The organism is Ochrobactrum sp. AP1BH01-1 (genome assembly GCF_018066705.1).
GTDB lineage: Bacteria > Pseudomonadota > Alphaproteobacteria > Rhizobiales > Rhizobiaceae > Brucella.
The window spans coordinates 817406-841266 of sequence record NZ_JAGPOU010000002.1 but is presented as its reverse complement, the minus strand read 5'-3'; the positions used below and the strand labels follow the sequence as shown (position 1 = coordinate 841266).

Genomic DNA, 23861 nt, shown 5'->3' with positions numbered 1-23861 from the left:
CTTCGAGACGCCGCCCCTTGCCGGCTCCTCAGGGTGAGGGCGAAGCAGATTGCACGGGAGCGGTTTACCGCCCTTCGCGATACCACATGCTGCCGAAGACCATGAGCAGGGCAGCCAGCGCCAGGAAGCCGGAGAACAGCGGCAGGCGATTGACGCTTTTCAACTGCGTATCCGACGTTTCGCGCAGGCCGATCCAGTCATTGCCGCTGGCAGCGCGGTTGCCGCTGATGGCGGTGATTGCCGGTACACGGACTGCACTCTCCCCGCTTGCATGGACGCGATGGACCGAGCCGCCGGTCGCCTCGGCAAGCGGCTTCAGGCGATCCACCGTCGAAATGCTGTCGGCAAATTCCGGTGCATCGATAGGCCCCACATGGGCCAACGCTTCCAGATCGCCATTCTTCACCCGGAAAATCCCGATCTCGTCCGTCTGCAACGAGCCTTCGAACAGGCCCGGCTTGCTTTGCGCAAGATTGACCTGCAATTCCTTGCCGGAAGGGGTTGTAACCGTTGCCGCACCCGGATTGTCGCCCATGGTCTGGCGACGGATGGAAAGAGTACGGCCATTGCCCGAAGCTGTGAGCGCTTCTTCCTCCAGTTCCGGTTCCTGCATCAGCCAGTGGGCGATGCGGCGATAGAGCGAGGCATAGGGACCGCCGCCCTCAAAACCACGCGCCCAGAGCCAGCCCTGATCGGAGAGGAACATGCCGACGCGGCCCTTGCCGACGCGGCTTAATACCAGCAGCGGCTTGTTGTCCGCGCCGCTCATCACCGTTTCGCCCTGCGGCGCGGTGATGTCGATGGTGCGGAACCAGCGGCTCCAGTGTGGCGGTTCCTGATCGCTGCCATCGAGGCCGCGCGTGACCGGGTGGCGTTTGCCGAGATCGGTGAGGCGGGGATAGAAAGCCTTTTCCGTCACTGCGCCAGTCGGCATGGCGGGGAGGGCGCTATAGAGCGGCGTGCGGGCAATCGACATTTCGCCCGCATATTCCGGCCCGGCGGCGACCAGAAGCGCGCCGCCATTCTCCACATATTGCGCGAGATAATCGTAGTAGAGCAGCGGCAGTATATCGCGATGCTGGTAACGATCCAGGATGATGAGGTCGAACTCGTTGACCTTGTCCACGAAAAGCTCGCGATGCGGAAAGGCGATCAGCGACAATTCGTTGATTGGCGTGCCGTCCTGCTTTTCCGGCGGGCGCAGAATGGTGAAGTGGACGAGATCGACGGCGGCATCGGATTTGAGCAGGTTGCGCCATGTGCGTTCGCCATTGTGCGGCTCGCCGGAGACGAGCAGTACGCGCAGGTTTTCGCGAACGCCGTCCACGGTCGCGACAGCGCGATTATTGGCGTCGGTCACTTCGCCGGGAAGCGCTGGCGTGGCGATTTCGACAATGTTCACACCGGCACGCGGCAAGGTGATGGTGACGGGCGTTTCCTGCCCGACGCGCGCTTCCTCCTCGCTGACGGTTTCGCCATTGACGCGGACCTGAACCGGAGCGGGGCTGCCGAGGCTTTTGCCTTCGTCGATCACCGTAAACGACATTTCCAGCGGCTTGCCGCTGATGCCATAGCGCGGCGCCTTGTTGAAGCGGATGCGGCGGTCGAACTCGTCCGACTTGCCGGTCACAAGCCCGTGCAGGGGCGCATCGAAGCCGAGCGCATTCCTGTTGGCGGGAATATCGTGCACCTGACCGTCAGTAATCAGAACAGCGCCCGCGACGCGGGAAGGCGGAACATCGAGAAGCGAACGCGCCAGCGGGCCGAAAAGCCGGGTTGCATAACCGTCTTCGTTTTCGCCGGGCTTGCCTGCTTCTACCACGCGGGTTTCAAACTGCGGCATGGTGGCAAGCTGGTCCTGCACCGCCTTCAGGGCGGCATCCGTGTCGGCACGGCGGCTTCCCAGTTCCTGACTCTGGCTGCGATCCACCACCACCGCGACCACGCTTTTCAACGGCTCGCGTTCTTCATTGATGATGACCGGATTGAAGAGGGCCAGCGCAAGCGCGGCAGCGGCCAGAAGGCGGATCAGGCCACCGCGCATCCGCAGAAAGATGGTGGCGAGCACCAGCAACGCCAGCGGCACGAGAATGCCAATCAGCCATGGCGTGGAGAGGAACGGTTCGAAATCGATATTCATCCGTACCTCCTGTCGCCGTAGGTTGCCATCTTTAGGGACCGCAACGCTTCCCCCTCATCCTGAGGTGCGGAGCGAAGCGAAGCCTCGAAGGACGAGGGCAGGCGCGCCGTGTGTTTTTCCCTCGCCCTTCGATCCTTCGACAAGCTCAGGATGATGCGCCGTCTTTGACGGCTCCTCGGGATGAGGGGAAAAGGGAACCCGGATCTGCTGACGGCTTCGTTAAAAAACATCATGCTAATTCCCCAGCCGTTCGAGCAGGGCGGGAACGTGCACCTGATCGGACTTGTAGTTGCCGGTCAGCATATACATAACGATATTCACGCCGCCGCGAATGGCATGGATGCGCTGCATCGGGTCGCTCGGCACGGTCGGCAGCAGCGGATTGCCTTGCTCATCCACAGCCCAAGCGCCGGCGAAATCATTGGCCGTAATCATGATCGGCGTCACCCCGTCACCGGTGCGCACAGGGCGATCCTGCGGCGAAGCGTTGGGCGTGGTGGCCTCGACCCAGAGCGGGCTTCCTTCATAACGGCCCGGAAAATCGGGCATGATGAAGAAGGATTTGGTCAGCACATGATCATCCGGCACAGGTTCCAGCGGCGGAACGTTCATGCCGTCGAGGATGGCGCGCAGGCGCTGGTTGGCGGGCGAGGCGGAAGGGTCGAGGCTGGCACCCGCCTGCAACTGGTCGCGTGTGTCGAAAAGCACCGTGCCGCCCTGCTGCATATAGGCGTCGACCTTGGCAATCGCTTCCGGGCTTGGCATCGGAGCGTTGGGGTCGATCGGCCAGTAGATCAGCGGATAAAAGGCCAGTTCGTCCTTGGCCGGATCGACACCGATAGGGTCGCCCGGTTCAAGCGCGGTCTTGTCCATCAGCGCGAAGCCGAGGCCGCGCAACCCGGCCTTGCTGATATCGTCGGTCTCAGCGCTGCCGGTGATGACATAGGCAAGATGCGTCTGCGAAACGGAGTTTATGATCGCCTCATCTCCCGGCTTGCTGTCGTCATGCACCTGCTCTTGCGTCTGGGATTGGGCCTGAGCCTGCGCTTTTGCTTCATCCATTCCGGAAGGAAGAAGGTTGAAGGCGAGCGAACCGGCGAACAGCAAGGCAATCCCCGTCGCCTTGGCGCGCACTTTCATGCGGCGGCGGAAGGCACCGCGCAGCCAGAGCATCAAAAGCGTATCAAGCGCGAGAAGCATCGCGGCGGCGGCGAAGAACGGTCCGGCCAGTGAAATCGACTGGTCCGACGTGTAGGAAGCGGGTGTTATGCCGACAGAAAATGCGGGCTGGGCAATGGGTTGCAGCTTGATATTGGCACCTTCAAATATGTTGAGCGCTTTCAGGCCGTCCTCATTGCCATAGAAACCGGGCGGCGTGTTGATGCTGACGCTCGCCTGTTTGTTCTTCTCGACGATAAGCGGCTTGGCTTCCGAAGTCGGCGGTGTCAGCGCACCCGAAGCCGAAAGCAACTGGTAAGGCGGCAGCGAGACCGAAGCCTGATTTTCCTGCGCGCCGGTTCTCTGCGACAGCGACACGATGCGGCGCAGCATTTCCACGAAAGAACCCGAAATCGGCAGGCTTGACCAGCTTGCATCAGGGGAAATATGGAACAATACGATATTGCCGCGCCCGCGCTGTTCGCCCGTCACAAGCGGCGTTCCATCCTGAAGAACGGCATAAGCCTTGTCGTTGAGATCGAATGAAGGTTCGGCAAGAACCTGTCTTGTGACGGTCACGTCATCGGGAACGGCAAGACCGGCAAAAGGTCCCTTGTCCGGGAAAGCGCGCAGTTTCTGCGGTTCGGACCATGACAGCGTGCCGCCAAGCGCGCGTTCGCCCTTGCGCAATTTCACCGGCAGGAGCGGGTCGCTGTCGCTGGCACCGGCAAGGCGCGGACCGGCAAACCGCACCAGAGTACCGCCATCCTCGATCCATTTGGAAAGCTGTTCGGTGACCGGCTGCGGCAGCGTGCCGATATCGGCCATGATGAGGATCGACGGCTTTGCATCCAGCACTTCCGGCACGGATTGCATGAGATCGGCAGAGCGCGGTTCGATCAGATTGACATAGGGCGAAAGGGCCCGGGAAATATAATGCAGCGGTGAAAGCAGGGGCTGCGCCAGATCACCATCGCCGCTGGCGATCAGGCCGACAGTGCGCCGTTCCGATCCTGCATCGATCAGCCTTGTTGCGCCTGCCTGTTCGATGCCATCGACGCGGATCAGGCGGAAATCATTGCGTAGCTCCACCGGCAGATTGAACCGCGCGGTGCCTTCTGCGCTTCCAAGCGCGAAGGAAAGCGGCGCTTCGGCGATGCGGCGTCCCTTGTCGTCATAGGCGGCTGCGGTGAGCGTGCGCGGGACCGATACGCCTTCCGGGCGGATGGCGATGGCTTCCAGACCGTCAGCCTTGTTGTCGATGCCGGTGAGCGTGAAAATGCGGCTGAGGCTCGCGCCATACCAGAGAACGGAGGCGAGATGGCCGGACTTGTCCAGTTCCGCGAAGGTTTGCGCATCGTTCGGCGCAGCCAGCCCATCGCTCATGAAGGCAAGGCGAACCTTTGCACCGGCAGGCACGGTTGATGAGAGCCGCTCCAGCGCCGCCTTGCGGTCGACGGGAATAGGGCGCGGCTCCAGCGCCCGCAGGCGTTCTGCGGCGCGCTTGCCGTCATAGGGGCCGATTTCCGCATTGGCCGGCTCCGCCGTGCCTGCGATATAGATCGGCGCGTCAGTGCCTTCCGCATCGGAAATGAGCTTTTCGGCAGCATTGACGCGCTGCTGCCAGTCCTCGGCGGAAGCCCAGCCATTATCGATGACGATGGCGAGCGGTTCGTTGCCTGCAAGCGCCACCGGGCGCGGATTCCAGATCGGCGAGGCAAGTGCCAGAATGACGAGCGCGGCGATGAGCAGCCGCAGCAGCGTCATCCACCATGGGCTTTTCGACGGCACTTCCTCGCGCTTGAAGACCTGCGCTAGAATGCGGAGCGGCGGAAAGGTTTCCTCCTGCGGGCGCGGCGGCGTCATGCGCAATAGCCACCAGATGACCGGCAGGGCGATCAATCCTGCAAGGATCAGCGGCGAACCGAAGGCGAGCGGCAGGAAACTCATGCGCTCACCCCCGTTGCGCTGAGCGCATTATGCAGGCGCGCCAGCGCTTCCGCTGTCGGCCTGTCGGTGCGGTGAACCGTATAGCTCCAGCCAAGCCGCTTGCAGAAATCAATGAGGGTTGCGCGGCGCGCGGTGTAGAGGCGGCGATAGTCGTCCGCATAGGTTTCGGCGCGACCGGCGACGAGCGTCGCGCCGGTTTCTGGATCGCGGAACTCGGTGCGGCCCGAATAGGGAAAAGTTTCCTCTGCCGGATCGGCCACTTCCACCAGATGCGCGCGGACGCCGCGCTTTGCCAGACGGTCGAGAAGATCGGTCAGTTCATCGAATGGATGCAGGAAGTCGGAGACAAGGACGACTTCCGAAAAGCGGCGGATCTGGCCGATGTCCGGCAATGCGGCTGCCGGTGCTTCATGCATCAGCGCTGCCGCCAGACGTTCAGCCCCGTTGCGGGCCGAAAATGGCTGGATCAGTGACGGAAAGGCAATGCGTTCACCCGAGCGCGACAGAAGTTCGGCAAGCGCGAGCGTCAGCACCAGCGAGCGCGCTTCCTTGGAAACGGGTGCCAACTGCGAGCGATAGAGCATGGAAGGCGAGAAATCGCACCAGAGCCAAACCGTATGGGCGGATTCCCATTCGCGGTCGCGGACATAGGTATGATCGTCGCGGGCGGAGCGCCGCCAGTCAATACGGGCAAGCGATTCACCTTCCACATAGGGGCGGAACTGCCAGAAATTTTCACCCGGACCGCGTTTGCGCCGCCCGTGCCAGCCGTTCATGATGGTGTTGACAACGCGCTGCGCTTCCACCAGCAGATCGGGGATTGCGGCTGCCCGCGCACGGGCGCGGGCAAGCGTATCCTTGCGATCTGCGGAGGAAACTTCTGCGCCGATGACCATCAGACAGCAGCCTTTACCAGATTGGCGATGACGTCGCGAATATGCATGCCGTCGGCGCGCGCGGCGAAATTGAGCGCCATGCGGTGCTGAAGAACCGGCTCGGCCAGCGCCTTCACGTCGTCAACCGATGGGGCAAGACGGCCTTCATAAAGCGCGCGCGCCCTTGCACAGAGCATCAGCGCCTGACTGGCGCGGGGGCCGGGACCCCAGGCGATATGTTTCTTCGCATGGTCGTTGTCGGCGTCGGGGCGCGCAGAACGCACGAGTTTCAGGATTGCTTCCACGACGCTTTCCGACACCGGCATGCGCCGCACCAGCGTCTGCATTTCGATCAGCCGTTCGGCATTGATGATCTCATAGGCCTTGGCTTCGGAAACGCCGGTCGTCTCCAGAAGAATGCGGCGTTCCGCATCGAGTTCCGGGTAAAGAATGTCGATCTGCATCAGGAAGCGGTCGAGCTGGGCTTCCGGCAGCGGATAGGTGCCTTCCTGCTCAAGCGGGTTCTGCGTTGCCAGAACGTGGAACGGCGCGGGAAGATCATAGCGCTGGCCCGCGACCGTCACATGATATTCCTGCATCGCCTGCAAAAGTGCGGACTGGGTGCGTGGGCTGGCGCGGTTGATCTCGTCGGCCATCAGAAGCTGCGCGAAGATCGGCCCTTTCAGATAACGGAAGGAGCGGCGTCCGTCGGCATCCTGCTCCATGACTTCCGAGCCGATAATGTCGGAGGGCATCAGGTCGGGCGTGAACTGGATGCGCTGGCCGGAAAGGCCAAGGACGGTTCCAAGCGTTTCGACCAGCTTGGTCTTGGCAAGGCCCGGCACGCCGACGAGGAGCGCATGGCCACCGGCCAGCACTGCGACGAGCGTGCGCTCGATCACGTTTTCCTGACCGAAGATCACGGTGCCGACACTTGCCTTGATGCGGGCGATATCTGCGAGCGCCCGTTCGGCCTCCGCGACGATCTGTTCGGGATTGGCGGTTTCAGGCGTAACGGCAACGCTCATATGGACCTCGCAATGCTCTGGCGGAACTGCTTCTTAAATCGCTATATAATACTGACAAGCCGCGAAAGGGTGACTATTTCATGGCTTTGGGTCTATTTGCGCAGGAATAACCGAGTCGGATGATAAAAAGCACCCCTGAAGGCAAAGCCGTGCCGCAAGAATCCATGCGGACCACCGAGACCACCGGCGGGCTGGAGGCCCTGATCGCGCGCGCCCATGCCGATGCGCAAAGCGGTCCTTCCACCAGGGAGCGCGGGATTCCGCCAGTCGAGCGCTGGGACCCTGATTTCTGTGGCGATCTCGATATGGAGATCAAGGCGGATGGCACATGGTTCTACATGGGCACGCCGATTGGCCGCAAACAGCTCGTCAGGCTGTTCTCGACCGTGCTGCGCAAGGATGAGGACGGAAAGACCTATCTGGTCACGCCAGTCGAAAAAGTCGGCATCCGCGTGGAAGACGCGCATTTCATTGCCGTCGAGATGGACGTTTCGGGCGAAGGCGAGACGCAGGCGCTCACCTTCCGCACCAATGTGGGTGACGTGGTGACAGCCGATGCCGAGCATCCCTTACGCTTCGTGGTCGAGCGGGAAAGCGGTGGCCTCAAGCCTTATGTGCTGGTGCGCGGTCGCCTTGAAGCGCTGATCGGGCGCGCCGTGATGTATGATCTGGTGGCGCTGGGCGAGGAAATCGAAATCGACGGCGTGCCGACATTTTCGGTCCGCTCCGGCGGCACGGTCTTTCCGATCATGGCGTCCGATGCGCTGGAGGCGGCATTGCAATGAGCGGCTTTCCTGCCTTTTCAGCCGGTGATTTTGCCGACCGGGTCCGGCAATGGCGTCCGGACCATGATGCGGTTACGGGCGATCATTCGCTTAATCCCGATTTCACGCAGGCCATGGTGACCGCGAAAATGCGCGATGCCGCCGTGCTGGTGCCGGTGGTGGATCGCGGATCGGAAGCCACGCTGCTCCTGACGCAACGCACCGATACGTTGCGCAAGCATTCCGGCCAGATTGCCTTTCCGGGCGGCGCAATCGACCCGGAGGACGGCACAGCGGAGCGGGCGGCACTTCGGGAGGCCAATGAAGAGATCGGGCTTGCGGCGGACCGCGCCGAGATCATCGGCAATCTGCCGCGCTATCTGACGGGCAGCGGCTTTTCGATCACGCCCATTCTGGCGGTGGTGAAAACGCCGTTCGACGTGCATCCCAACCCGGACGAAGTGGCCGATATTTTCGAGGTGCCGCTGTCCTTCCTGATGAACCCGGTGAACCATCGCCGTGAAAGCAGGATGTTCAACGGCAAGGAACGCTTTTATTACGCCATGCCCTATCACGAGCGATTCATCTGGGGGGCAACCGCCGGTATCATTCGCGGACTTTATGAAAGGCTCTACGTTTGAGTGAGAGTATCAATATTGCCGGCAAGGCGGACTGGCTGAAGGCAAAGCCGTTGCAGGCCCTGTTCGGGGCGTTGAACCGCGACGGCGGCGAGGCGCGCGTGGTCGGCGGGGCAGTGCGCAACACGCTGCTTGGCAGCAAGGTGAGCGATGTCGATCTGGCAACGACGCATCTGCCGCAGGAGACAGTCAGGCTGGCGAAGGAGGCCGGTTTCAAGCCGGTGCCAACCGGCATCGAGCATGGCACCATCACCGTCGTCGTGCAGGGGCATCCGTTCGAGGTAACGACGCTGCGGCAGGATGTGGAGACGGATGGCCGCCATGCAAAAGTGGCTTTCGGGACCGACTGGAAGGCCGATGCGGATCGGCGCGATTTCACCATCAACGCACTCTATGCGACCGCAGACGGCACCGTGATCGACGATGTGGGCGGGCTCGCCGACATCGAAACCCGGACGCTGCGCTTCATCGGCGATGCGGAACAGCGCATTCGCGAGGATTATCTGCGCATCCTGCGTTTCTTCCGCTTTTTCGCCTGGTACGGTTCGGGACGGCCCGAGGCTGACGGCTTGCGCGCCAGCGCGCGGCTGAAGGACGGTCTTGCGCAACTTTCCGCCGAACGGGTCTGGTCGGAACTGAAGAAACTTCTGTCGGCTCCCGATCCGTCGCGCGCGCTTTTGTGGATGCGTCAGGCGGGGGTCCTGAACCTCGTTCTGCCGGAAAGCGAGAAATGGGGCATCGACGCCATTCATGGGCTGGTACGGACCGAGGCCGATCTTGGCTGGCAGGCCGATCCGCTGCTCAGGCTCGAAAGCATCGTGCCGCCGGACGCGGTGCGCATGGAAGAGATGGGCAAGCGGCTCAAAATGTCCAATGCGGAAAGGGCGCGCCTCGAAGCTTGGGCGCGCGCCGATGCAGTCAAGCCGGAACTTTCCGAACAGGCGTTGAAGAAGACCATCTATCGCGGCAGCAAGCAGGCCGTGCTCGACCGCATCCGGCTTGCCTATGCCGCGGCGCGGGCGGATGCCGCAGGCAGCGACGATGCCATGATCCGCGCCGGTGGTTTCGCGCGCCTTCTGGAAGCCGCCGAGCGCTACGATGCGCCTGTTTTCCCTGTCACGGGCAGCGATCTTCTGGCGCTTGGCATCGAGAAAGGGCCGGGACTCGGTGTGGTATTGCGGTCTTTGGAAACTTTCTGGATAGACTCCGGTTTTAGCCTTGACCGTGCCGCGCTTCTGGACAAACTTGATCGCGATAAAATGAATAGCTAATGGCTTGCCTGCAAATTTCAGCCGTAGTTTCATCGCTTTATAGATGAAAACTTTTTAGCGCGCGTTTTGAAAGAATATGAGATGTCCAACCCCGATACATCGATACAAGACAAGGCAGCGACCGATCCGAAGCAGAAATTTGGCACCGAGGGCATCGCCGCGATGGACCGGCCAAGCCGGATCACCCGTTTCTTCATGGGGATCGTATCCTGGGCCGAAGGTCTCAACCTGAAATATGCCAAGCTCGGCAATCCGCCGGTCTATGACAACGCGACTTTCCCATGGGCGGCGGAAATCGAGAAGGAATGGCCCGCCATCCGCAAGGAACTGGACAAGGTTCTTCTGCGCCAGAGTGAACTGCCTTCCTTTCAGGATATTTCGACCGATGTGAAGACAATCTCGACCGACAATCGCTGGAAGACTTTCTTCCTGCTCGGTTTCGGCGTGAAGTCGGAGCAGAACATCAAGGCCTGCCCGGAAACCTGGCGCATCGTCAACAAGATCCCGGGCCTCACGACGGCGATGTTTTCCATCTTCGAGCCGGGCAAGCATCTGCCGCCGCATCGCGGACCCTATAATGGCGTGCTACGCCTGCATCTTGGCCTCATCGTGCCGGAGCCTAACGACAAGCTGGCCATTCGCGTGGACAAGCAAGTCTGCCACTGGCAGGAAGGCAAGGTTCTGATTTTTGACGATGCCTATGAGCATGAGGCATGGAACCACACCGACAAGACCCGCGTGGTGCTGTTCGTCGACTTCGTGAAGCCGCTGAAGTTCCCGGCCCGTCTGGTCAACTGGTGCCTGATGAACCTCGCCATCTTCACGCCCTTCATCAAGGAAGGGCTGGACAACCACAATGAGTGGGAAAAGAAGTTCTACGCGGAAGCCGAAAAGCTTCGCAATCAGCCGAAGAACTGAGGCTGGCCTGACGCTGGTTTGACTTCCGGCCCGTAGGATTTTAGATACTGGCAGAGGGCGGTGTAGCCCTCTTAACCTTCTGCCTCTGGAAGAGGAATTGTTGATGCTGGAGATTGTCGGAAGCCTTTGAGCGTTCCGGACGAAACTGCAAGTGACGGGCGCTGAAAGCGCCTGACATGCAGGTCCAGGAGCGGAAACGGCATTGGCCGTGGATGGTTCACCGTCCGCGAAGGCTGATGCTTGTCATGGTTTCCATCCAGGCATTAACGACAATGAATATCTCACGCATGGAACAGCGCGTGTTGCACGTGCTGGCGCAGGGCGGTTACATCCGCCATCTGCGCGAAGACGGACGCATCTGCGAAATCGAATGCTATACCCGTGAAGGCTATCTGCTTTCCGATTGCACGATGGCGATTTTCCAGCAATTGCGCCGCAAACGGCTGATCGAATCGCGCATGGGCAGCCCTTATCGCATCTCCTTGAAGGGCCGCGAAAATGTCCGCGCCCAGGCAAATAACCGGTAAAGGGGTCTTCATGCATTTCGCAGGGAAACGCCAGAAGACGCCGCCGAAATCCGTCGCCTGACGGATGAGGCATTCGGCAACGCTGCCCATAACAGCGGGAAGGAAGGGGAAATCGTCGATGCGCTTCGTGCCGCAAAGGCGCTCACCCTGTCGCTGGTCATGGAAGAGGACAGGCGGCTTCTGGGTCACGTCGCCTTTTCGCCCGTCCTGATCGGCGGCGAGGAAAAGGGTTGGTACGGGCTCGGGCCTGTCTCGGTTTTGCCTGACCGGCAAGGCGAGGGGATCGGCAGCATCCTTATCCGCGAGGGCCTTGCCATTCTGCGGCAGGAAGGAGCCAAAGGCTGCGTCCTGCTGGGTGATCCCGGATATTACGGGCGCTTCGGCTTCAGGGCCGATCAGCGGCTGAAACTGCCGGGTGTGCCAGCGGAATATTTCCAGTGTCTGGCCTTTGGGCCGGACACGCCGGAAGGCGATGTCGCCTATGACATGGCCTTCAATGTTTAAAACAAAGGGCCGGGAAACCGGCCCTTTTCATTTCGTCTCTTACGGCCACTTCACCACGGGCGGCATGGAAGACAGGATGGAATTCACATTGCCGCCTGTCTTGAGGCCGAAGATCGTGCCGCGATCGTAAAGCAGGTTGAACTCGACATAACGGCCCCGGCGGATAAGCTGTTCGTTGCGGTCCGCATCGGTCCAGTCCTTGTTGAAGTTCTGGCGCACCAGATGCGGATAGACGACGGAGAAGCCGCGTCCCACATCGCGGGTATAGGCAAAATCCGCATCCCAGCCGCCCTTTTCTTCCGGAGAGTGCAGCCAATCATAGAAGATGCCGCCAATGCCGCGCTTCTCGTTGCGGTGCGGCAGGAAGAAATATTCGTCGCACCAATCCTTCACGCGCTGGTAATCGACGATATCCTTGTGCTTCTCGCAGATGAAGCGGAAAGCCTTGTGGAAGGCGACCGTGTCCGGATCGTCCTGCGTGCGGCGGCGATCCAGCACCGGCGTCAGGTCGGCACCCCCGCCGAACCACTGGCGCGTCGTCACGACCATGCGCGTGTTCATGTGGACGGCCGGCACGTTCGGGTTCTGCGGATGCGCGATCAGCGAAATGCCGCTTGCCCAGTAACGCGGGTCTTCCTCGGCTCCGGGGATTTGCTTGCGGAATTCCGGCGAGAACTCGCCATAGACCGTCGAGACATGAACGCCGACCTTTTCAAAGACGCGGCCATGCATCATCGACATGACGCCGCCGCCGCCGCGGCCTTCATCCTTCTGCCACGGCGTGCGGACGAAGCGTCCGGGTTCGCGATCCGAAAGCGGGCCCTGCAATTCATCTTCAAGTTGTTCCAGGCTTGCGCAGATGCGGTCGCGCAATTCCTCGAACCAGCGCTGTGCCGCCTGCTTCTTCTCTTCGATATCTGCCGGGATGATTGCTGGAATCTCTTCGCGTTGCATTCTCGTGTCCTTCCGGCGTGGTCCGGCGGTGTCGGCAGACCCTGCGCAGCCAAGGTTGGAGCGCATCCCGAAAGTGTGAAACGTTTTTCGGATAGATGCGCGGTTCAAAATAAATATCTAGAGCGCCGATCTGATCCAATCAGATCAAACGCGCTCTAAATGGATGAACTATTATTGCTTGGCTTACCAAAATCCCGCTTCGCCGCAAAGCGGGAAGCGCGTTGGGGGAGGCCGGTATAGACCCTCTCCCCAAGAAAAGACTCGTCTTTGCGAACCTGCTCCCCTATCTTTCTCTACCTAAGGTTTGGAAGTGCCGGGAAGGGCCCCGCATGACAGCAACACCGCCCCGTCCACCGCTTGAAGGCCTGCGCAAGCAGCTCGAGAAGAGCCGCGCCCAGAAAAGTACGAAGCAGAGCACGAAAAGCCGGATGCCGCGCGATGGCTTCATCCGCGAGACATTCACCCTGCCGAGGCTGGCAGCGCGTGAAAAGGCACGCGAGTGGTTCGAGACATTCCCGAAGGCTGCCTACTGGACCGAGATCGAAAGCTGGTGCGAGCGGCCGGACGATGTGATCGAGTTCACCATGCGCCGTCTGGCGACCGCGGATTGAGCGGCGCTTTAATCGCGACGGCCAAGGCGTTGAATTGCGATTCAGATTAGCGATCAAAAAAGGCGCCCCGCAGGGCGCCTTCGCTTTTTGAATCGTTATTCCATTACAGGCTCATTGCGCCACTGTTTGCGGCGCCTTTTCCCATGCGTTCCAGTTCTGGATGATGCTGTCGGCGTAAGCCTTGCCGACGCGGTAGGCGTTGGCCGTGGCAAGCGGGAAGCCGCCGGAATTTGCGGCAAGCGATTGAGCCGCCGTCTGGTCCTTGCCCTGACGGTCGAAATTCGAGGCGGTGCGCAGCAGCGCGATGCGGGCGAAATCGAGCTTGCCAGCTTCGGCGGCGCGCTTCAGAGAGGTCAGCGTGGCGTTGTCCTCCATCTGCGAGGTGCAATAGTCGGCCTTGCCGTCGGTCAGAAGCTTCGACCATTCGGCCATGGCTTCACCGAGCTTTGCGCCGTGCCAGTAGGTATCGCCCGACGCCGTGTCGCAGATCGTGACCTTCGGCGCGCCGGTTGCCGCTTCTTCCGTGTAGTGCTTGCGATATTCCTTCGCCGCGTCGCTATCGAGAAGTTCGACGCCCTTGGTCGTCGTCAGCGCGTAGTCGGCAAGCTTGCCGTTCAGCTCGAAGACCTCCGTCCCGGCGGCCCATTTCGGCTTTTCGCCGGGCTTTGCCGCGCCGAGGCCGAAGAAATCCGTGGGCGAGCCTTCCGGCGCTTCACGAATGTCGATGCGATGGTTCAGATTGGCGTCGATGGCATATTTTGCCCAATGCGCCGAGCCGAGCGTGCCATGCTTCGGGTCGACACCGGCAATACCCGCGATTACGAAATAGGTGTGGCTGAGGTCGAGCTTGTCGCTCAGCGCCATCGCGGAAACCGAGCTTGCAGCATTGGCGAACCCCATGGCCGTCGTCATGTGGCAAAGGCCTTCGGCGGTGCAGTCGATCTCCGGATATTCAGGGTTGAGACCCGGCAGCTTGATCTTCTGCGTGAATTTTTCGCCTTCCAGCCATGGCTTGGCTTCCTCGCCGAACATGGTGATGACCATCACTTTCGGCTTAATGGTTTCAGGTTCCTTGGCGAAAGCCGGGGCGCTTGCCAGCAAGGCAGCGGCAGAAGCGGCGAGAGCGACGGTGCGCATGGGCAGGTTCATGGGAGAAGCGGGCCTTTCAGACCGGACGGGAGATGCTGCGCTTCGCGAATCCGGTCATTTCGCGAGGCTTTTCCTTTGCCGCAGAGCTTCGCCCGTCGTCATCGCAACCGAAATCGCAAGATTTAGCGAGCGCGCGCCGGGCATCATCGGGATCAGAAGCCGCGCATCGGCGACGTCATGCACAGCGTCGGGAACCCCCGACGACTCGCGTCCGAAGAGCAGGATGTCATTTTCCTGAAACTGATAATCCGTATAGGGAACCGCTGCCTTGGTGGACAGCAATACGATGCGGCGCCCGGCCTGCCGGCGCCAGTCCTCGAAATGCTGCCAGTCGGCATGACGGGTGAGGGCTGCCTGCTCCAGATAGTCCATTCCGGCGCGCTTCAGCGAGCGGTCGGAAACATCGAACCCGGCAGGCTCGATCAGGTCGACCGCGAAGCCGAGGCAGGCGGCCATTCGCAGGATGGTTCCCGTATTGCCGGGAATGTCGGGCTGGTAAAGTGCGACGCGCAGTTCCATATGATGCGGGTAGCTCACAAAACCGATGGCTGCAAGCGTTGAGCGTGGTCGGGTGTCCGGCGTCAACATCTCAGTAAGCGGGAATCGTGCCGGCAAGAAAAAATCATTCTCGCATCGCGAAAATATTCCTGTTTTGTTCCTGTCCCGTCTTGGAAATTCTGCAAGGTGCCCGTAAAAGGATCGCCATGTTTAGATGGTTTGAAAAACGACTCGAAGCCTATCCCGAAGAACCGCCGCGTGAACCGCCGCGCGGACTGGTGGCCTTTTGCCTTTATTACACCCGTGGCGCATGGCCGTGGATCATCGGCATGGCGATTTTCACGACGCTCATCGCCGTGATCGAAGTGTCGCTTTTTGCCTTCATGGGCAATATTGTCGACTGGCTGTCGCACCAGTCGCGCGAGACTTTTCTCAGCAATGAAGGCTGGCGGCTCGCCTTGATCGCGGGCGTCGTCCTGATCGGCCTGCCGGGGGTGGTGCTGATCCATTCGCTGCTCATCCACCAGACATTGCTCGGCAATTATCCGATGCGCGTGCGCTGGCTGATGCACCGTTACCTGATCCGCCAGTCGATGTCGTTCTTCCAGGACGAATTTGCCGGGCGCATATCGACCAAGCTGATGCAGACCGCGCTTGCCGTTCGTGAAACGGTGATGAAGCTTCTGGATGTGCTCAACTATGTCATCGTCTATTTCGCGGGCACGCTGTTCATCGCGGCGTCTGCGGATCTGGTGCTGATGATCCCGTTTGCCGTCTGGCTCGTTGCCTACATCCTGTTGCTGCGCTTCTTCATTCCGCGTCTGCGCGTGATTTCCGAACAGCAGGCCGATGCGCGCTCGCTGATGACGGGCCGCATTGTCGACAGCTATACCAATATCGCGACGGTGAAGCTTTTCTCGCATTCGAGCCGCGAGGAATCCTATGTGCGTGAGAGCCTCGACGGCTTCCTCGGCACCGTGCATCGGCAGATGCGTCTCATCACGATGTTCCACTTCACTCTCTATATGGCAAACTGCATCCTGCTGTTCGCTGTAGGGGCAATCGGCATCCAGCTCTGGATGAACGAGGCGATCACCGTCGGCGCCGTTGCCGTCGGCATCGGTCTGGTGCTGCGTCTCAACGGCATGTCGCAGTGGATCATGTGGGAAATGTCGGCTCTGTTCGAGAATATCGGCACGGTGGAAGACGGCATCACCACGATTGCGCGTTCGCATGAGGTCGTGGACGTTCCAAATGCACCCGCCTTGCAAGTGACCCGAGGCGAGCTCGACTTCGACAAGATCGGCTTCCATTACGGCAAGGGCAAAGGGGTTATCGAAGACCTCACGCTCACCATTAAGCCGGGCCAGAAAGTGGGATTGGTTGGACGCTCAGGCGCTGGTAAATCCACGCTGGTCAATCTGTTGCTGCGTTTCTACGATCTGGAGAAGGGCCGCATCCTGATCGATGGGCAGGACATTTCCAGGGTCACGCAGGATTCGCTGCGCGCCAATATCGGCATGGTGACACAGGATACGTCGCTGCTGCACCGGTCGGTTCGCGAAAACATCATGTATGGGCGGCCGGATGCCACGGAGGAGATGCTCCAGCAGGCGATCCGCCTGGCGCAGGCCGACCAGTTCATTCCGCAACTGACCGACCCGAAGGGGCGGCAGGGGCTGGATGCGCATGTCGGCGAGCGCGGCGTCAAGCTTTCGGGCGGGCAGCGCCAGCGCATTGCGATTGCGCGCGTGATGCTGAAGGATGCGCCGATCCTCATTCTGGATGAAGCCACCTCGGCCCTCGATTCGGAGGTGGAGGCCGCCATTCAGGACAGCCTCAACACCTTGATGGAGGGCAAGACCGTGATCGCCATCGCGCACCGCCTTTCCACCATAGCAGCACTTGACCGTCTCGTGGTGATGGACAAGGGGCGCATCGTGGAAGACGGCACGCATGAGGAACTTGTGGCGCTCGGCGGCATTTATTCAAGTCTATGGGCCCGCCAGTCCGGCGGCTTCCTCGGTTTCGATGAAAACACCGAGGACACGCTGGTCAAATAAGGACAGAAGCCATTGATGAAAGCGGTTTACAGCCTGTTCGAACGTTGGGTCGATCCCTTTCGTGAACCGGACAAGCTGAGACCGCCTTCAACGACGCTCGGCTTTCTGTGGCATTATGCGCGGCAGGCGAAATGGCCGCTGGCGGCTTCCCTCGTCGTCGGCGGATTGCTGCCGCTGGTCGAGGCGGGCCTGTTCTATTTCACCGGCAGGCTGGTTGATATTCTCGATCAGGCGGGAAAGGGCGGCGTCGAACGCAGCTGGTCGGCGCTCGTGCAGGCGGCAGGACCCGAGCTGCTTTTCATGGGAATCACCGTTCTTGTGATCCGCCTCGTCGTGACGGCGATCAACACGTTGCTCGAAGAGCAGGTGATGGGCCCGAATTTCTATAACCTGATCAGGTGGCAGGCCAATTCCTATGTGTTGCGTCAATCCTACGGGTTTTTCCAGAATGATTTTGCAGGGCGCATAGCAACCAAGGTTTGGCAGGCCGGACAGGCTGCCGGTGACTTCATTCAGAGCCTGATCCAGGTGGTCTGGTTCATGCTCATATACAGCATCAGCACATTGTTCCTGATAGGGCGGCTGGACTGGACGCTGGCGGCAGCCGTGCTGGCATGGATTGCTGTTTTCGTGTTGATTGCGCGCCATTATCTTCCACAGATCCGCCGTCAGGCCGAGGCTTCCGCCGAAGCGGGGTCGTTGATAAACGGGCGGCTGGTCGACAGCTATTCCAACATCCAGACGATCAAGCTCAACACCGTCAATGACGATGTTCAATATCTGCGTGAGGGTTTCAAAGGATACATCGCAGCGCTTCTCCCATTCATGCGCTCGCTCACCGGCGTTCGCGTGTCGCTCACGGCACTGTCGGGCCTGATGATCGTGACGGTTGCGGCGATTGCCATCGACCTGTGGACGCGGGATGCCATCACGGTCGGTCAGGTGTCGTTCACGCTCGGCCTCGTGTTGCGCCTCAACATGCTTCTTGGCCGTCTCATGATGCAGTTGAACGGCATGCTGCGCCAGCTCGGACTGATCGAAAATTCCATGCGGCTGGTTTCGGCTCCGCTCGGTCTGGAAGACCGGCCTGACGCGAGACCCTTGCAGGTGACGGAAGCGCGCATCGATGTCCGCAACGTCACCTTTCACTATGGCAAGGCCGCGGGGGTTCTCGACAATATCAACCTGACGGTTCGCGGCGGCGAGCGCGTCGGGCTTGTCGGCCATTCCGGCGCGGGCAAGTCCACGCTCGTGAACCTCATCCTGCGTCTCTACGATGTCGAGAAGGGTTCTATTCTTGTCGATGGGCAGGACATCCGCGACGTCACCCAGACATCGCTGCGCCAGGCCGTCGCGGTCGTCAGTCAGGAGACCGCATTGCTGCACAGGTCGCTACGCGATAACATTATGCTGGCGCGTGACGATGCGACCGATGAGGAATTGCTGCAGGCGGCGCGGCAGGCCGAGGCAGACGGGTTCATCGCCAATCTGGAGGATTTTCAGGGGCGGCGCTCTTTCGATGCCTTTGTGGGCGAGCGCGGCGTCAAGCTTTCGGGCGGGCAGCGGCAGCGCATCGCCATCGCGCGCGCCATCCTGAAGGACGCGCCCATCCTGATCCTCGACGAGGCGACTTCCGCACTCGATTCGGAAGTCGAAGCCTCAATTCAGGAGAATCTGAAACGCCTCATGGACGGAAAAACCGTAATTGCGATCGCCCATCGCCTTTCCACCATCGCAGCGCTTGATCGTCTCGTGGTGATGGATCATGGCCGCATCGTGGAGGAGGGCACGCATGATGAACTTATCGCCCGTGGCGGCATCTATGCGGGACTTTGGGCCCGCCAGTCGGGCGGTTTCCTGGGGCGGAACGGAGAAAGTTGAAATCTTTCGACTGCCGGGGCTTTGTTGCGCATTCCCTGAATCGAGCAGGCAAATTCGCCTGCGACATCGTGCCGTCATAAGGGCTTGGTGTCTGGACAAGCGATTTTTACACGCATAAACCGGATAGTGAAATGGAGGGAATTTCGTCCTGTGAGCACTTGCGGGACTACTTTTGCGCAAGTGCAAAAGAGGACGAGGGGAGAGTTCAATTGAACATGCAGGTTGAAAAGGAATTGGCACGTGAGCGCACACGACACGGCTGAGCCGACACGGCGTGATTTTTTGTATATTGCGACGGGAATGGCCGGTGTCGTCGGAGTTGGCGGACTGGCCTGGCCGTTTATCGACCAGATGCGTCCGGACGCTTCGACACTCGCGGCTGCGTCCATCGAGGTTGATGTTTCGTCCCTGACGGAAGGAGCATCATTAACTGTTAAATGGCGTGGTAAGCCGGTTTTCATCCGTAACCGCTCCGCCAAGGAAGTCGAGGATGCCAAGGCGGCCGCCCTTGGAGATCTCAAGGATCCAATCGCGCGTAATGCCAATCTTGCTTCGGACGCGCAGGCGACCGACCTCGCCCGCTCGGCAGGCGAGGGCAAGGAAAACTGGCTGGTGATGATCGGCGTGTGCACCCATCTGGGTTGCGTGCCGCTCGGTGAAGCCGGCTCTTTCGGCGGCTGGTTCTGCCCATGCCATGGCTCGACCTATGACACGGCCGGTCGTATCCGCAGCGGCCCGGCGCCGGAAAACATGCACATCCCGCAATATGCGTTCACTTCCGATACGGTCATCAGGATCGGCTAACAGGTCTTGGGGAGAGAAGACATGAGTGGTGGACACTCCACATACACGCCGAAGACCGGCATCGAAAAATGGGTGGACGAACGGCTTCCCTTGCCGCGTCTCGTCTATGACTCTTTCGTGGCCTATCCGACGCCGCGTAACCTGAACTACATGTACACCTTCGGTGGCATTCTGAGCTTCATGCTCATTTCGCAGATCGTTACCGGCATCGTGCTGGCAATGCATTATGCTGCGGATACGGGCATTGCGTTCAATTCCGTCGAAAAGATCATGCGCGACGTCAACTCCGGTTGGCTGCTGCGCTACATGCACTCCAACGGCGCATCCTTCTTCTTCATCGCCGTTTATCTCCATATCGCTCGCGGCCTCTATTACGGTTCCTACAAGGCGCCGCGCGAGTTGTTGTGGATTCTGGGCGTGGTGATCTTCCTTCTCATGATGGCAACCGCCTTCATGGGCTACGTGCTGCCATGGGGCCAGATGTCCTTCTGGGGCGCGACGGTCATCACCGGCTTCTTCACGGCTTTCCCGATCATCGGCGAACCGATCCAGCAGCTGCTGCTCGGTGGTTTTGCGGTCGACAATCCAACGCTCAACCGCTTCTTCTCGCTGCATTATCTGCTGCCGTTCATGATTGCCGGCGTCGTCATCCTGCACGTCTGGGCGCTGCATGTGACGGGCCAGACCAACCCGACCGGCATTGAAGTCAAGTCCAAGACCGATACGCTGCCGTTCACGCCCCATGCGACCATCAAGGACGCTTTCGGCGCGCTCGTCTTCTTCGTGTTCTTTGCCTACTTCATCTTCTACATGCCGAACTTCCTCGGCCATCCGGATAACTATATCCCGGCCGATTCGCTCAAGACGCCTGCTCACATCGTTCCGGAATGGTACTTCCTGCCGTTCTACGCGATGCTGCGCGCCATCACCTTCAACATCGGCCCGATCGATTCGAAGCTCGGCGGCGTTCTGACCATGTTCGGTTCGATCGCGATCCTCTTCGTCGTGCCCTGGCTCGATACGTCGAAGGTTCGTTCGGCTGTCTATCGTCCGTGGTTCAAGCTGTTCTTCTGGCTGTTCGTGATCAACGCCATCTTCCTCGGCTGGCTCGGTTCGCGTCCGGCGGAAGGTTCCTACGTCTTCATGGCGCAGCTGGGTACGCTCTACTACTTTGCCTTCTTCATTATCATCATGCCGGTCATCGGTCTGATTGAAACGCCGAAGCGTTTGCCGAACTCGATCACCGAGGCGGTTCTGGAGAAGAACGGCAAGGCCGAGATTACCCCCGTGGAAATCAAGGGCTAAGCAGCGAGATGAAGGACGTAACAATGAAAAACATCCTCAAGAATTTCGCTGCCTTCGGTATTGTTCCGCTGGTTGCGCTTGGTATCGCCCTTGCCAGTTCAATGGGTGGTGCCTCGGCTGAGGAAGGCGGTAACCCCGCGGAGCCGGAACATTTTCCGATCCACCATCCCAAGCAGGAAAAGTGGAGCTTCGCCGGTCCGTTTGGAACCTACGACAAGGGCCAGCTCCAGCGCGGCCTGAAGGTCTACAAGGAAGTCTGCTCGGCCTGCCATTCGATGAACCTGGTGGCCTTCCGCACGCTGGAAGGTCTCGGTTACTCGCCTGAACAGGTCAAGGCGCTTGCCGCTGAATATGAAGTGCAGGACGGCCCGAACGCGGATGGCGAAATGTTTACCCGCAAGGCGCTTCCGACCGACCACTTCCCGTCGCCCTATCCAAACGCGGCTGCGGCCGCTGCGGCAAACAACGGCGCAGCTCCGCCGGATTTCTCGCTCATCGCCAAGGCGCGTGCGGTGGAGCGTGGTTTTCCGCAGTTCATCTTCGATATATTCACGCAATATGCCGAAGGTGGCCCGGACTATATCCATTCACTGCTGACCGGCTTCGATGAACAGCCGCCGGCAGGCATGCAGATTGCCGAAGGTACGCATTATAACCCGTACTTCATTTCGGCGAAGGCACTCGCAATGGCGAAGCCGCTCAGCGACGATCAGGTCACCTATGACGATGGCTCGCCGCAGACGGTAGACCAGTATGCACGCGACGTTTCGGCTTTCCTCATGTGGGCTGCAGAGCCGCATCTGGAAGATCGCAAGCGGACCGGTTTCCGGGTCATGATATTCCTGATCCTCTTTGCAGGACTGGTTTATGTCGCCAAGCGTTCGATCTGGTCGGATGTGAAGCACTGACAGGGATCAACTCTCACTTTAAGGATGGGCGCCGTGAGCGCCCATTTTTTTGTGCTTCCAAAAATGGCGCGCCGTCGCCGCCGCCACAATTCAGCCATGAAAAGAACGGTTCGTCGCCGCAATGTTTCTGGCGGAAACGGGCAGTTTCTTTTGCAATTTACCCGTTTGAAGGTGTAAAGGGGCTTTGCCCCAACTTTGCCTTGATTAGTTTGACCGGCCCGCAGGCCGCCTGAAAGGATGGAAAATGGAATCCGGATTTAAAGCCAGCTTGAAGGATGCGATCCGCACCATTCCGGATTATCCGAAGCCGGGCGTCCAGTTCCGTGACGTGACGACGCTCATGGGCGATGCGCAGGCATTTCGCCGCTCCGTCGATGAACTGGTCTATCCCTATGCCGGCAACAAGGTCGACAAGGTAGCCGGTATCGAGGCGCGAGGCTTCATTCTGGGCGGCGCAATCGCGCACCAGCTTTCCGCCGGTTTCGTGCCGATCCGAAAGAAGGGCAAGCTGCCGCGCGATACGGTGCGGATTGCCTACAGCCTTGAATACGGCATCGACGAAATGGAAATGCATCGCGACGCGATTGAAAAGGGCGAGCGCATCATTCTGGTGGACGATCTGATTGCCACCGGCGGAACCGCGGAAGCGGCTGCGAAGCTCCTGCTTCAGATGGGCGCGGAGATCGTCGCCGCCTGTTTCATCATCGACCTGCCGGACCTCGGCGGCCGCAAGAAGCTCGAAGCGCTCGGCGTGCCGGTCCGCACGCTGGTTGCCTTTGAAGGCGATTGAGAATACGAAAAAGCCCGGATCGCTCCGGGCTTTATTGTTTCAGAGGTCTGCTTTCGGCGGCAGTTTCACCATTGCCGCATTGTCGAATGACAGTACCTCTTCGCCATTCTGGTTATGCGCGGTTGTCGTCATTGTCAGCATAGACCAGCCCGGACGGGACACGAGCGGCCTGATGGCATGGACCACGCGCTTGTAGGTGATCGTATCCCCGGCATAGACCGGCTTTGGCCATTTCAGGTTCTCAAAGCCGGGCGAGGGGCCGAAGGTCGGCGGCGTCTCCCCGCGTTTCAGAGCCTCCTTCGTCGCCTTGACGATGGAAGCGACATTGAGCTTCATGAACACTGCGGTCGTATGCCAGCCGGAAGCGCACAGCCCGCCGAAGACGCTCTTCTTTGCCGCTTCGCTATCCAGATGGAACGGCTGCGGATCGTATTTCCGGGCGAAATCGATGATTTCCTCGGCAGTAAAGGTATAGCTGCCGATGATGACGGTCTGCCCGAGATTGTCTTCCAGAAAACTCATGACGCATCTCCCGCAGCCGCATCGTAGTCACGCCGCAACATCATGCATGGATGCTGCATTTCGCACACGCTTTCGCCGCGCTGATTGAAAAGCTCATGATGAAAGGTGACAAAGCCTATGGAGGGGCGCGATCTGGAAATGCGCTTGTCCTTGATGGTGGTCACGCCGTTCAACGTATCGCCTGCGAGCACGGGACGCTTCCACCGCGTGAATTCGACGCCGGGACCGCCCTGCGAGGTGGAATTGGTGAGATAGGCGTCGCACACCATGCGCATGATGAGGGAAACGGTCTGCCAGCCTGATGCGGCCAGTCCGCCGAGGACACTCGCCTTGCCTGCTTCCTCATCGAGATGGAACGGTTGCGGATCGAACGCGCTGGCGAATTCGATGATTTCTTCCTTGGTGATGGTACGAGGACCGAAGGGAAGGGTCATTCCCGGTTCCATATCCTCATAGGCATATTTCGGCAGAGGCTTGCTCACCCTCGATCTCCTCCATACTCATAAAGTGCGATGCACTCACACTGAATCGTACCACGATTTTCCCTCATCCTGAGGAGGCTCACGAGCTTGCGAGGGAGCCGTCTCGAAGGACGAGGGCGGG

22 protein-coding genes and 1 pseudogene are annotated in these 23861 nt (G+C 60.0%); 14 read left to right on the top strand and 9 right to left on the bottom strand.

Going from position 1 to position 23861, the window contains the following annotated elements; genetic code table 11:
- Positions 1-64: 64 nt before the first annotated feature.
- The 4 genes from J9800_RS09420 to J9800_RS09405 all read right to left on the bottom strand — a co-directional run bounded on the left by J9800_RS09420 (position 65) and on the right by J9800_RS09405 (position 7151).
- On the bottom strand, positions 65-2140 hold the full coding sequence (locus tag J9800_RS09420) for a hypothetical protein (protein WP_114216301.1): 2076 nt from the start codon (positions 2138-2140) through the stop codon (positions 65-67).
- Between the two features lie 234 nt (positions 2141-2374).
- A complete protein-coding gene (locus tag J9800_RS09415) occupies positions 2375-5248 on the bottom strand; it encodes a DUF4159 domain-containing protein (protein WP_114216302.1) in 2874 nt (957 codons plus the stop codon).
- Entirely contained in the window at positions 5245-6144 is a 900-nt protein-coding gene (locus J9800_RS09410) for a DUF58 domain-containing protein (RefSeq protein ID WP_114216303.1), read from the bottom strand. The genes J9800_RS09415 and J9800_RS09410 overlap by 4 nt, the downstream gene beginning before the upstream one ends.
- Positions 6144-7151, bottom strand: a complete 1008-nt coding sequence (locus J9800_RS09405) for an AAA family ATPase (RefSeq protein ID WP_114216304.1) — start codon at positions 7149-7151, stop codon at positions 6144-6146. The genes J9800_RS09410 and J9800_RS09405 overlap by 1 nt, the downstream gene beginning before the upstream one ends.
- A gap of 119 nt (positions 7152-7270) precedes the next feature.
- On the opposite strand from J9800_RS09405, the gene J9800_RS09400 reads away from it, so the two are divergent.
- The 6 genes and pseudogenes from J9800_RS09400 to J9800_RS09375 all read left to right on the top strand — a co-directional run.
- Positions 7271-7936 (top strand): DUF1285 domain-containing protein, encoded by a 666-nt coding sequence (locus tag J9800_RS09400; RefSeq protein ID WP_114216305.1) that lies wholly within the window; start codon positions 7271-7273, stop codon positions 7934-7936.
- Positions 7933-8556 (top strand): CoA pyrophosphatase, encoded by a 624-nt coding sequence (locus tag J9800_RS09395; protein WP_112585725.1) that lies wholly within the window; start codon positions 7933-7935, stop codon positions 8554-8556. The genes J9800_RS09400 and J9800_RS09395 overlap by 4 nt, the downstream gene beginning before the upstream one ends.
- A complete protein-coding gene (locus tag J9800_RS09390) occupies positions 8553-9824 on the top strand; it encodes a CCA tRNA nucleotidyltransferase (RefSeq protein ID WP_114216306.1) in 1272 nt (423 codons plus the stop codon). Before J9800_RS09395 ends, J9800_RS09390 begins: the two co-directional genes overlap by 4 nt.
- Positions 9825-9905: 81 nt before the next feature.
- Complete coding sequence (gene olsC / locus J9800_RS09385; protein ID WP_114216307.1) at positions 9906-10742, top strand: ornithine lipid ester-linked acyl 2-hydroxylase OlsC; 837 nt, start codon at positions 9906-9908, stop codon at positions 10740-10742.
- 272 nt (positions 10743-11014) lie between these two features.
- Positions 11015-11269, top strand: coding sequence for a YjhX family toxin (locus J9800_RS09380; RefSeq protein ID WP_112585985.1), 255 nt, complete (start codon positions 11015-11017; stop codon positions 11267-11269).
- 18 nt (positions 11270-11287) lie between these two features.
- Positions 11288-11773, top strand: a pseudogene (locus J9800_RS09375) (GNAT family N-acetyltransferase); the annotation flags it as partial.
- Positions 11774-11812: 39 nt separating this feature from the next.
- Here J9800_RS09375 and hemF read toward each other — a convergent pair.
- Positions 11813-12727, bottom strand: a complete 915-nt coding sequence (gene hemF / locus J9800_RS09370) for an oxygen-dependent coproporphyrinogen oxidase (RefSeq protein ID WP_112585733.1) — start codon at positions 12725-12727, stop codon at positions 11813-11815.
- Between the two features lie 329 nt (positions 12728-13056).
- On the opposite strand from hemF, the gene J9800_RS09365 reads away from it, so the two are divergent.
- On the top strand, positions 13057-13338 hold the full coding sequence (locus J9800_RS09365; RefSeq protein ID WP_112585734.1) for a hypothetical protein: 282 nt from the start codon (positions 13057-13059) through the stop codon (positions 13336-13338).
- Positions 13339-13449: 111 nt separating this feature from the next.
- Here J9800_RS09365 and J9800_RS09360 read toward each other — a convergent pair whose 3' ends face one another.
- Both J9800_RS09360 and J9800_RS09355 read right to left on the bottom strand, forming a co-directional pair.
- Entirely contained in the window at positions 13450-14487 is a 1038-nt protein-coding gene (locus J9800_RS09360; RefSeq protein WP_114216309.1) for a purine-nucleoside phosphorylase, read from the bottom strand.
- 54 nt (positions 14488-14541) lie between these two features.
- Entirely contained in the window at positions 14542-15006 is a 465-nt protein-coding gene (locus J9800_RS09355) for a tRNA (cytidine(34)-2'-O)-methyltransferase (protein ID WP_112585987.1), read from the bottom strand.
- A gap of 185 nt (positions 15007-15191) precedes the next feature.
- On the opposite strand from J9800_RS09355, the gene J9800_RS09350 reads away from it, so the two are divergent.
- From J9800_RS09350 to J9800_RS09320, 7 genes are all read left to right on the top strand, one after another.
- Entirely contained in the window at positions 15192-17048 is a 1857-nt protein-coding gene (locus tag J9800_RS09350) for an ABC transporter ATP-binding protein (RefSeq protein ID WP_114216310.1), read from the top strand.
- 15 nt (positions 17049-17063) lie between these two features.
- Positions 17064-18929, top strand: coding sequence for an ABC transporter ATP-binding protein (locus tag J9800_RS09345; protein WP_114216311.1), 1866 nt, complete (start codon positions 17064-17066; stop codon positions 18927-18929).
- Between the two features lie 240 nt (positions 18930-19169).
- A complete protein-coding gene (gene petA / locus J9800_RS09340) occupies positions 19170-19733 on the top strand; it encodes a ubiquinol-cytochrome c reductase iron-sulfur subunit (protein ID WP_114216312.1) in 564 nt (187 codons plus the stop codon).
- A gap of 21 nt (positions 19734-19754) precedes the next feature.
- Positions 19755-21038, top strand: a complete 1284-nt coding sequence (locus J9800_RS09335) for a cytochrome b (RefSeq protein ID WP_114216313.1) — start codon at positions 19755-19757, stop codon at positions 21036-21038.
- A 23-nt stretch (positions 21039-21061) separates the two neighbouring features.
- Positions 21062-21946 carry a cytochrome c1 gene (locus J9800_RS09330; protein WP_205315954.1) on the top strand — a complete coding sequence of 295 codons (885 nt, stop codon included), beginning with the start codon at positions 21062-21064 and terminating at the stop codon, positions 21944-21946.
- Positions 21947-21979: 33 nt separating this feature from the next.
- Positions 21980-22123 (top strand): hypothetical protein, encoded by a 144-nt coding sequence (locus J9800_RS09325; RefSeq protein ID WP_162792673.1) that lies wholly within the window; start codon positions 21980-21982, stop codon positions 22121-22123.
- Between the two features lie 67 nt (positions 22124-22190).
- Positions 22191-22736: an adenine phosphoribosyltransferase gene (locus tag J9800_RS09320; protein WP_010659612.1), complete on the top strand. Its 546-nt coding sequence runs from the start codon at positions 22191-22193 to the stop codon at positions 22734-22736.
- 39 nt (positions 22737-22775) lie between these two features.
- Here J9800_RS09320 and J9800_RS09315 read toward each other — a convergent pair whose 3' ends face one another.
- Together J9800_RS09315 and J9800_RS09310 are read right to left on the bottom strand one after the other, a co-directional pair.
- The gene (locus tag J9800_RS09315) at positions 22776-23258 is read right to left on the bottom strand and encodes a MaoC family dehydratase (protein WP_114216314.1); all 483 of its coding nucleotides are present in this window, start codon (positions 23256-23258) and stop codon (positions 22776-22778) included.
- Positions 23255-23740, bottom strand: coding sequence for a MaoC family dehydratase (locus J9800_RS09310; RefSeq protein ID WP_114216315.1), 486 nt, complete (start codon positions 23738-23740; stop codon positions 23255-23257). The genes J9800_RS09315 and J9800_RS09310 overlap by 4 nt, the downstream gene beginning before the upstream one ends.
- Between the last annotated feature and the right edge of the window lie 121 nt (positions 23741-23861).

Excerpts from the sequence above, each read along its gene's own strand:
- J9800_RS09420 (WP_114216301.1), bottom strand. The coding sequence starts at position 2,140 with ATGAATATCGATTTCGAACCGTTCCTCTCCACGCCATGGCTGATTGGC.
- J9800_RS09415 (WP_114216302.1), bottom strand. The coding sequence starts at position 5,248 with ATGAGTTTCCTGCCGCTCGCCTTCGGTTCGCCGCTGATCCTTGCAGGA.
- J9800_RS09410 (WP_114216303.1), bottom strand. The coding sequence starts at position 6,144 with ATGGTCATCGGCGCAGAAGTTTCCTCCGCAGATCGCAAGGATACGCTT.
- J9800_RS09405 (WP_114216304.1), bottom strand. The coding sequence starts at position 7,151 with ATGAGCGTTGCCGTTACGCCTGAAACCGCCAATCCCGAACAGATCGTC.
- J9800_RS09400 (WP_114216305.1), top strand. The coding sequence starts at position 7,271 with ATGATAAAAAGCACCCCTGAAGGCAAAGCCGTGCCGCAAGAATCCATG.
- J9800_RS09395 (WP_112585725.1), top strand. The coding sequence starts at position 7,933 with ATGAGCGGCTTTCCTGCCTTTTCAGCCGGTGATTTTGCCGACCGGGTC.
- olsC (WP_114216307.1), top strand. The coding sequence starts at position 9,906 with ATGTCCAACCCCGATACATCGATACAAGACAAGGCAGCGACCGATCCG.
- J9800_RS09380 (WP_112585985.1), top strand. The coding sequence starts at position 11,015 with ATGAATATCTCACGCATGGAACAGCGCGTGTTGCACGTGCTGGCGCAG.
- hemF (WP_112585733.1), bottom strand. The coding sequence starts at position 12,727 with ATGCAACGCGAAGAGATTCCAGCAATCATCCCGGCAGATATCGAAGAG.
- J9800_RS09365 (WP_112585734.1), top strand. The coding sequence starts at position 13,057 with ATGACAGCAACACCGCCCCGTCCACCGCTTGAAGGCCTGCGCAAGCAG.
- J9800_RS09360 (WP_114216309.1), bottom strand. The coding sequence starts at position 14,487 with ATGAACCTGCCCATGCGCACCGTCGCTCTCGCCGCTTCTGCCGCTGCC.
- J9800_RS09355 (WP_112585987.1), bottom strand. The coding sequence starts at position 15,006 with ATGGAACTGCGCGTCGCACTTTACCAGCCCGACATTCCCGGCAATACG.
- J9800_RS09350 (WP_114216310.1), top strand. The coding sequence starts at position 15,192 with ATGTTTAGATGGTTTGAAAAACGACTCGAAGCCTATCCCGAAGAACCG.
- J9800_RS09345 (WP_114216311.1), top strand. The coding sequence starts at position 17,064 with ATGAAAGCGGTTTACAGCCTGTTCGAACGTTGGGTCGATCCCTTTCGT.
- J9800_RS09335 (WP_114216313.1), top strand. The coding sequence starts at position 19,755 with ATGAGTGGTGGACACTCCACATACACGCCGAAGACCGGCATCGAAAAA.
- J9800_RS09330 (WP_205315954.1), top strand. The coding sequence starts at position 21,062 with ATGAAAAACATCCTCAAGAATTTCGCTGCCTTCGGTATTGTTCCGCTG.
- J9800_RS09320 (WP_010659612.1), top strand. The coding sequence starts at position 22,191 with ATGGAATCCGGATTTAAAGCCAGCTTGAAGGATGCGATCCGCACCATT.
- J9800_RS09315 (WP_114216314.1), bottom strand. The coding sequence starts at position 23,258 with ATGAGTTTTCTGGAAGACAATCTCGGGCAGACCGTCATCATCGGCAGC.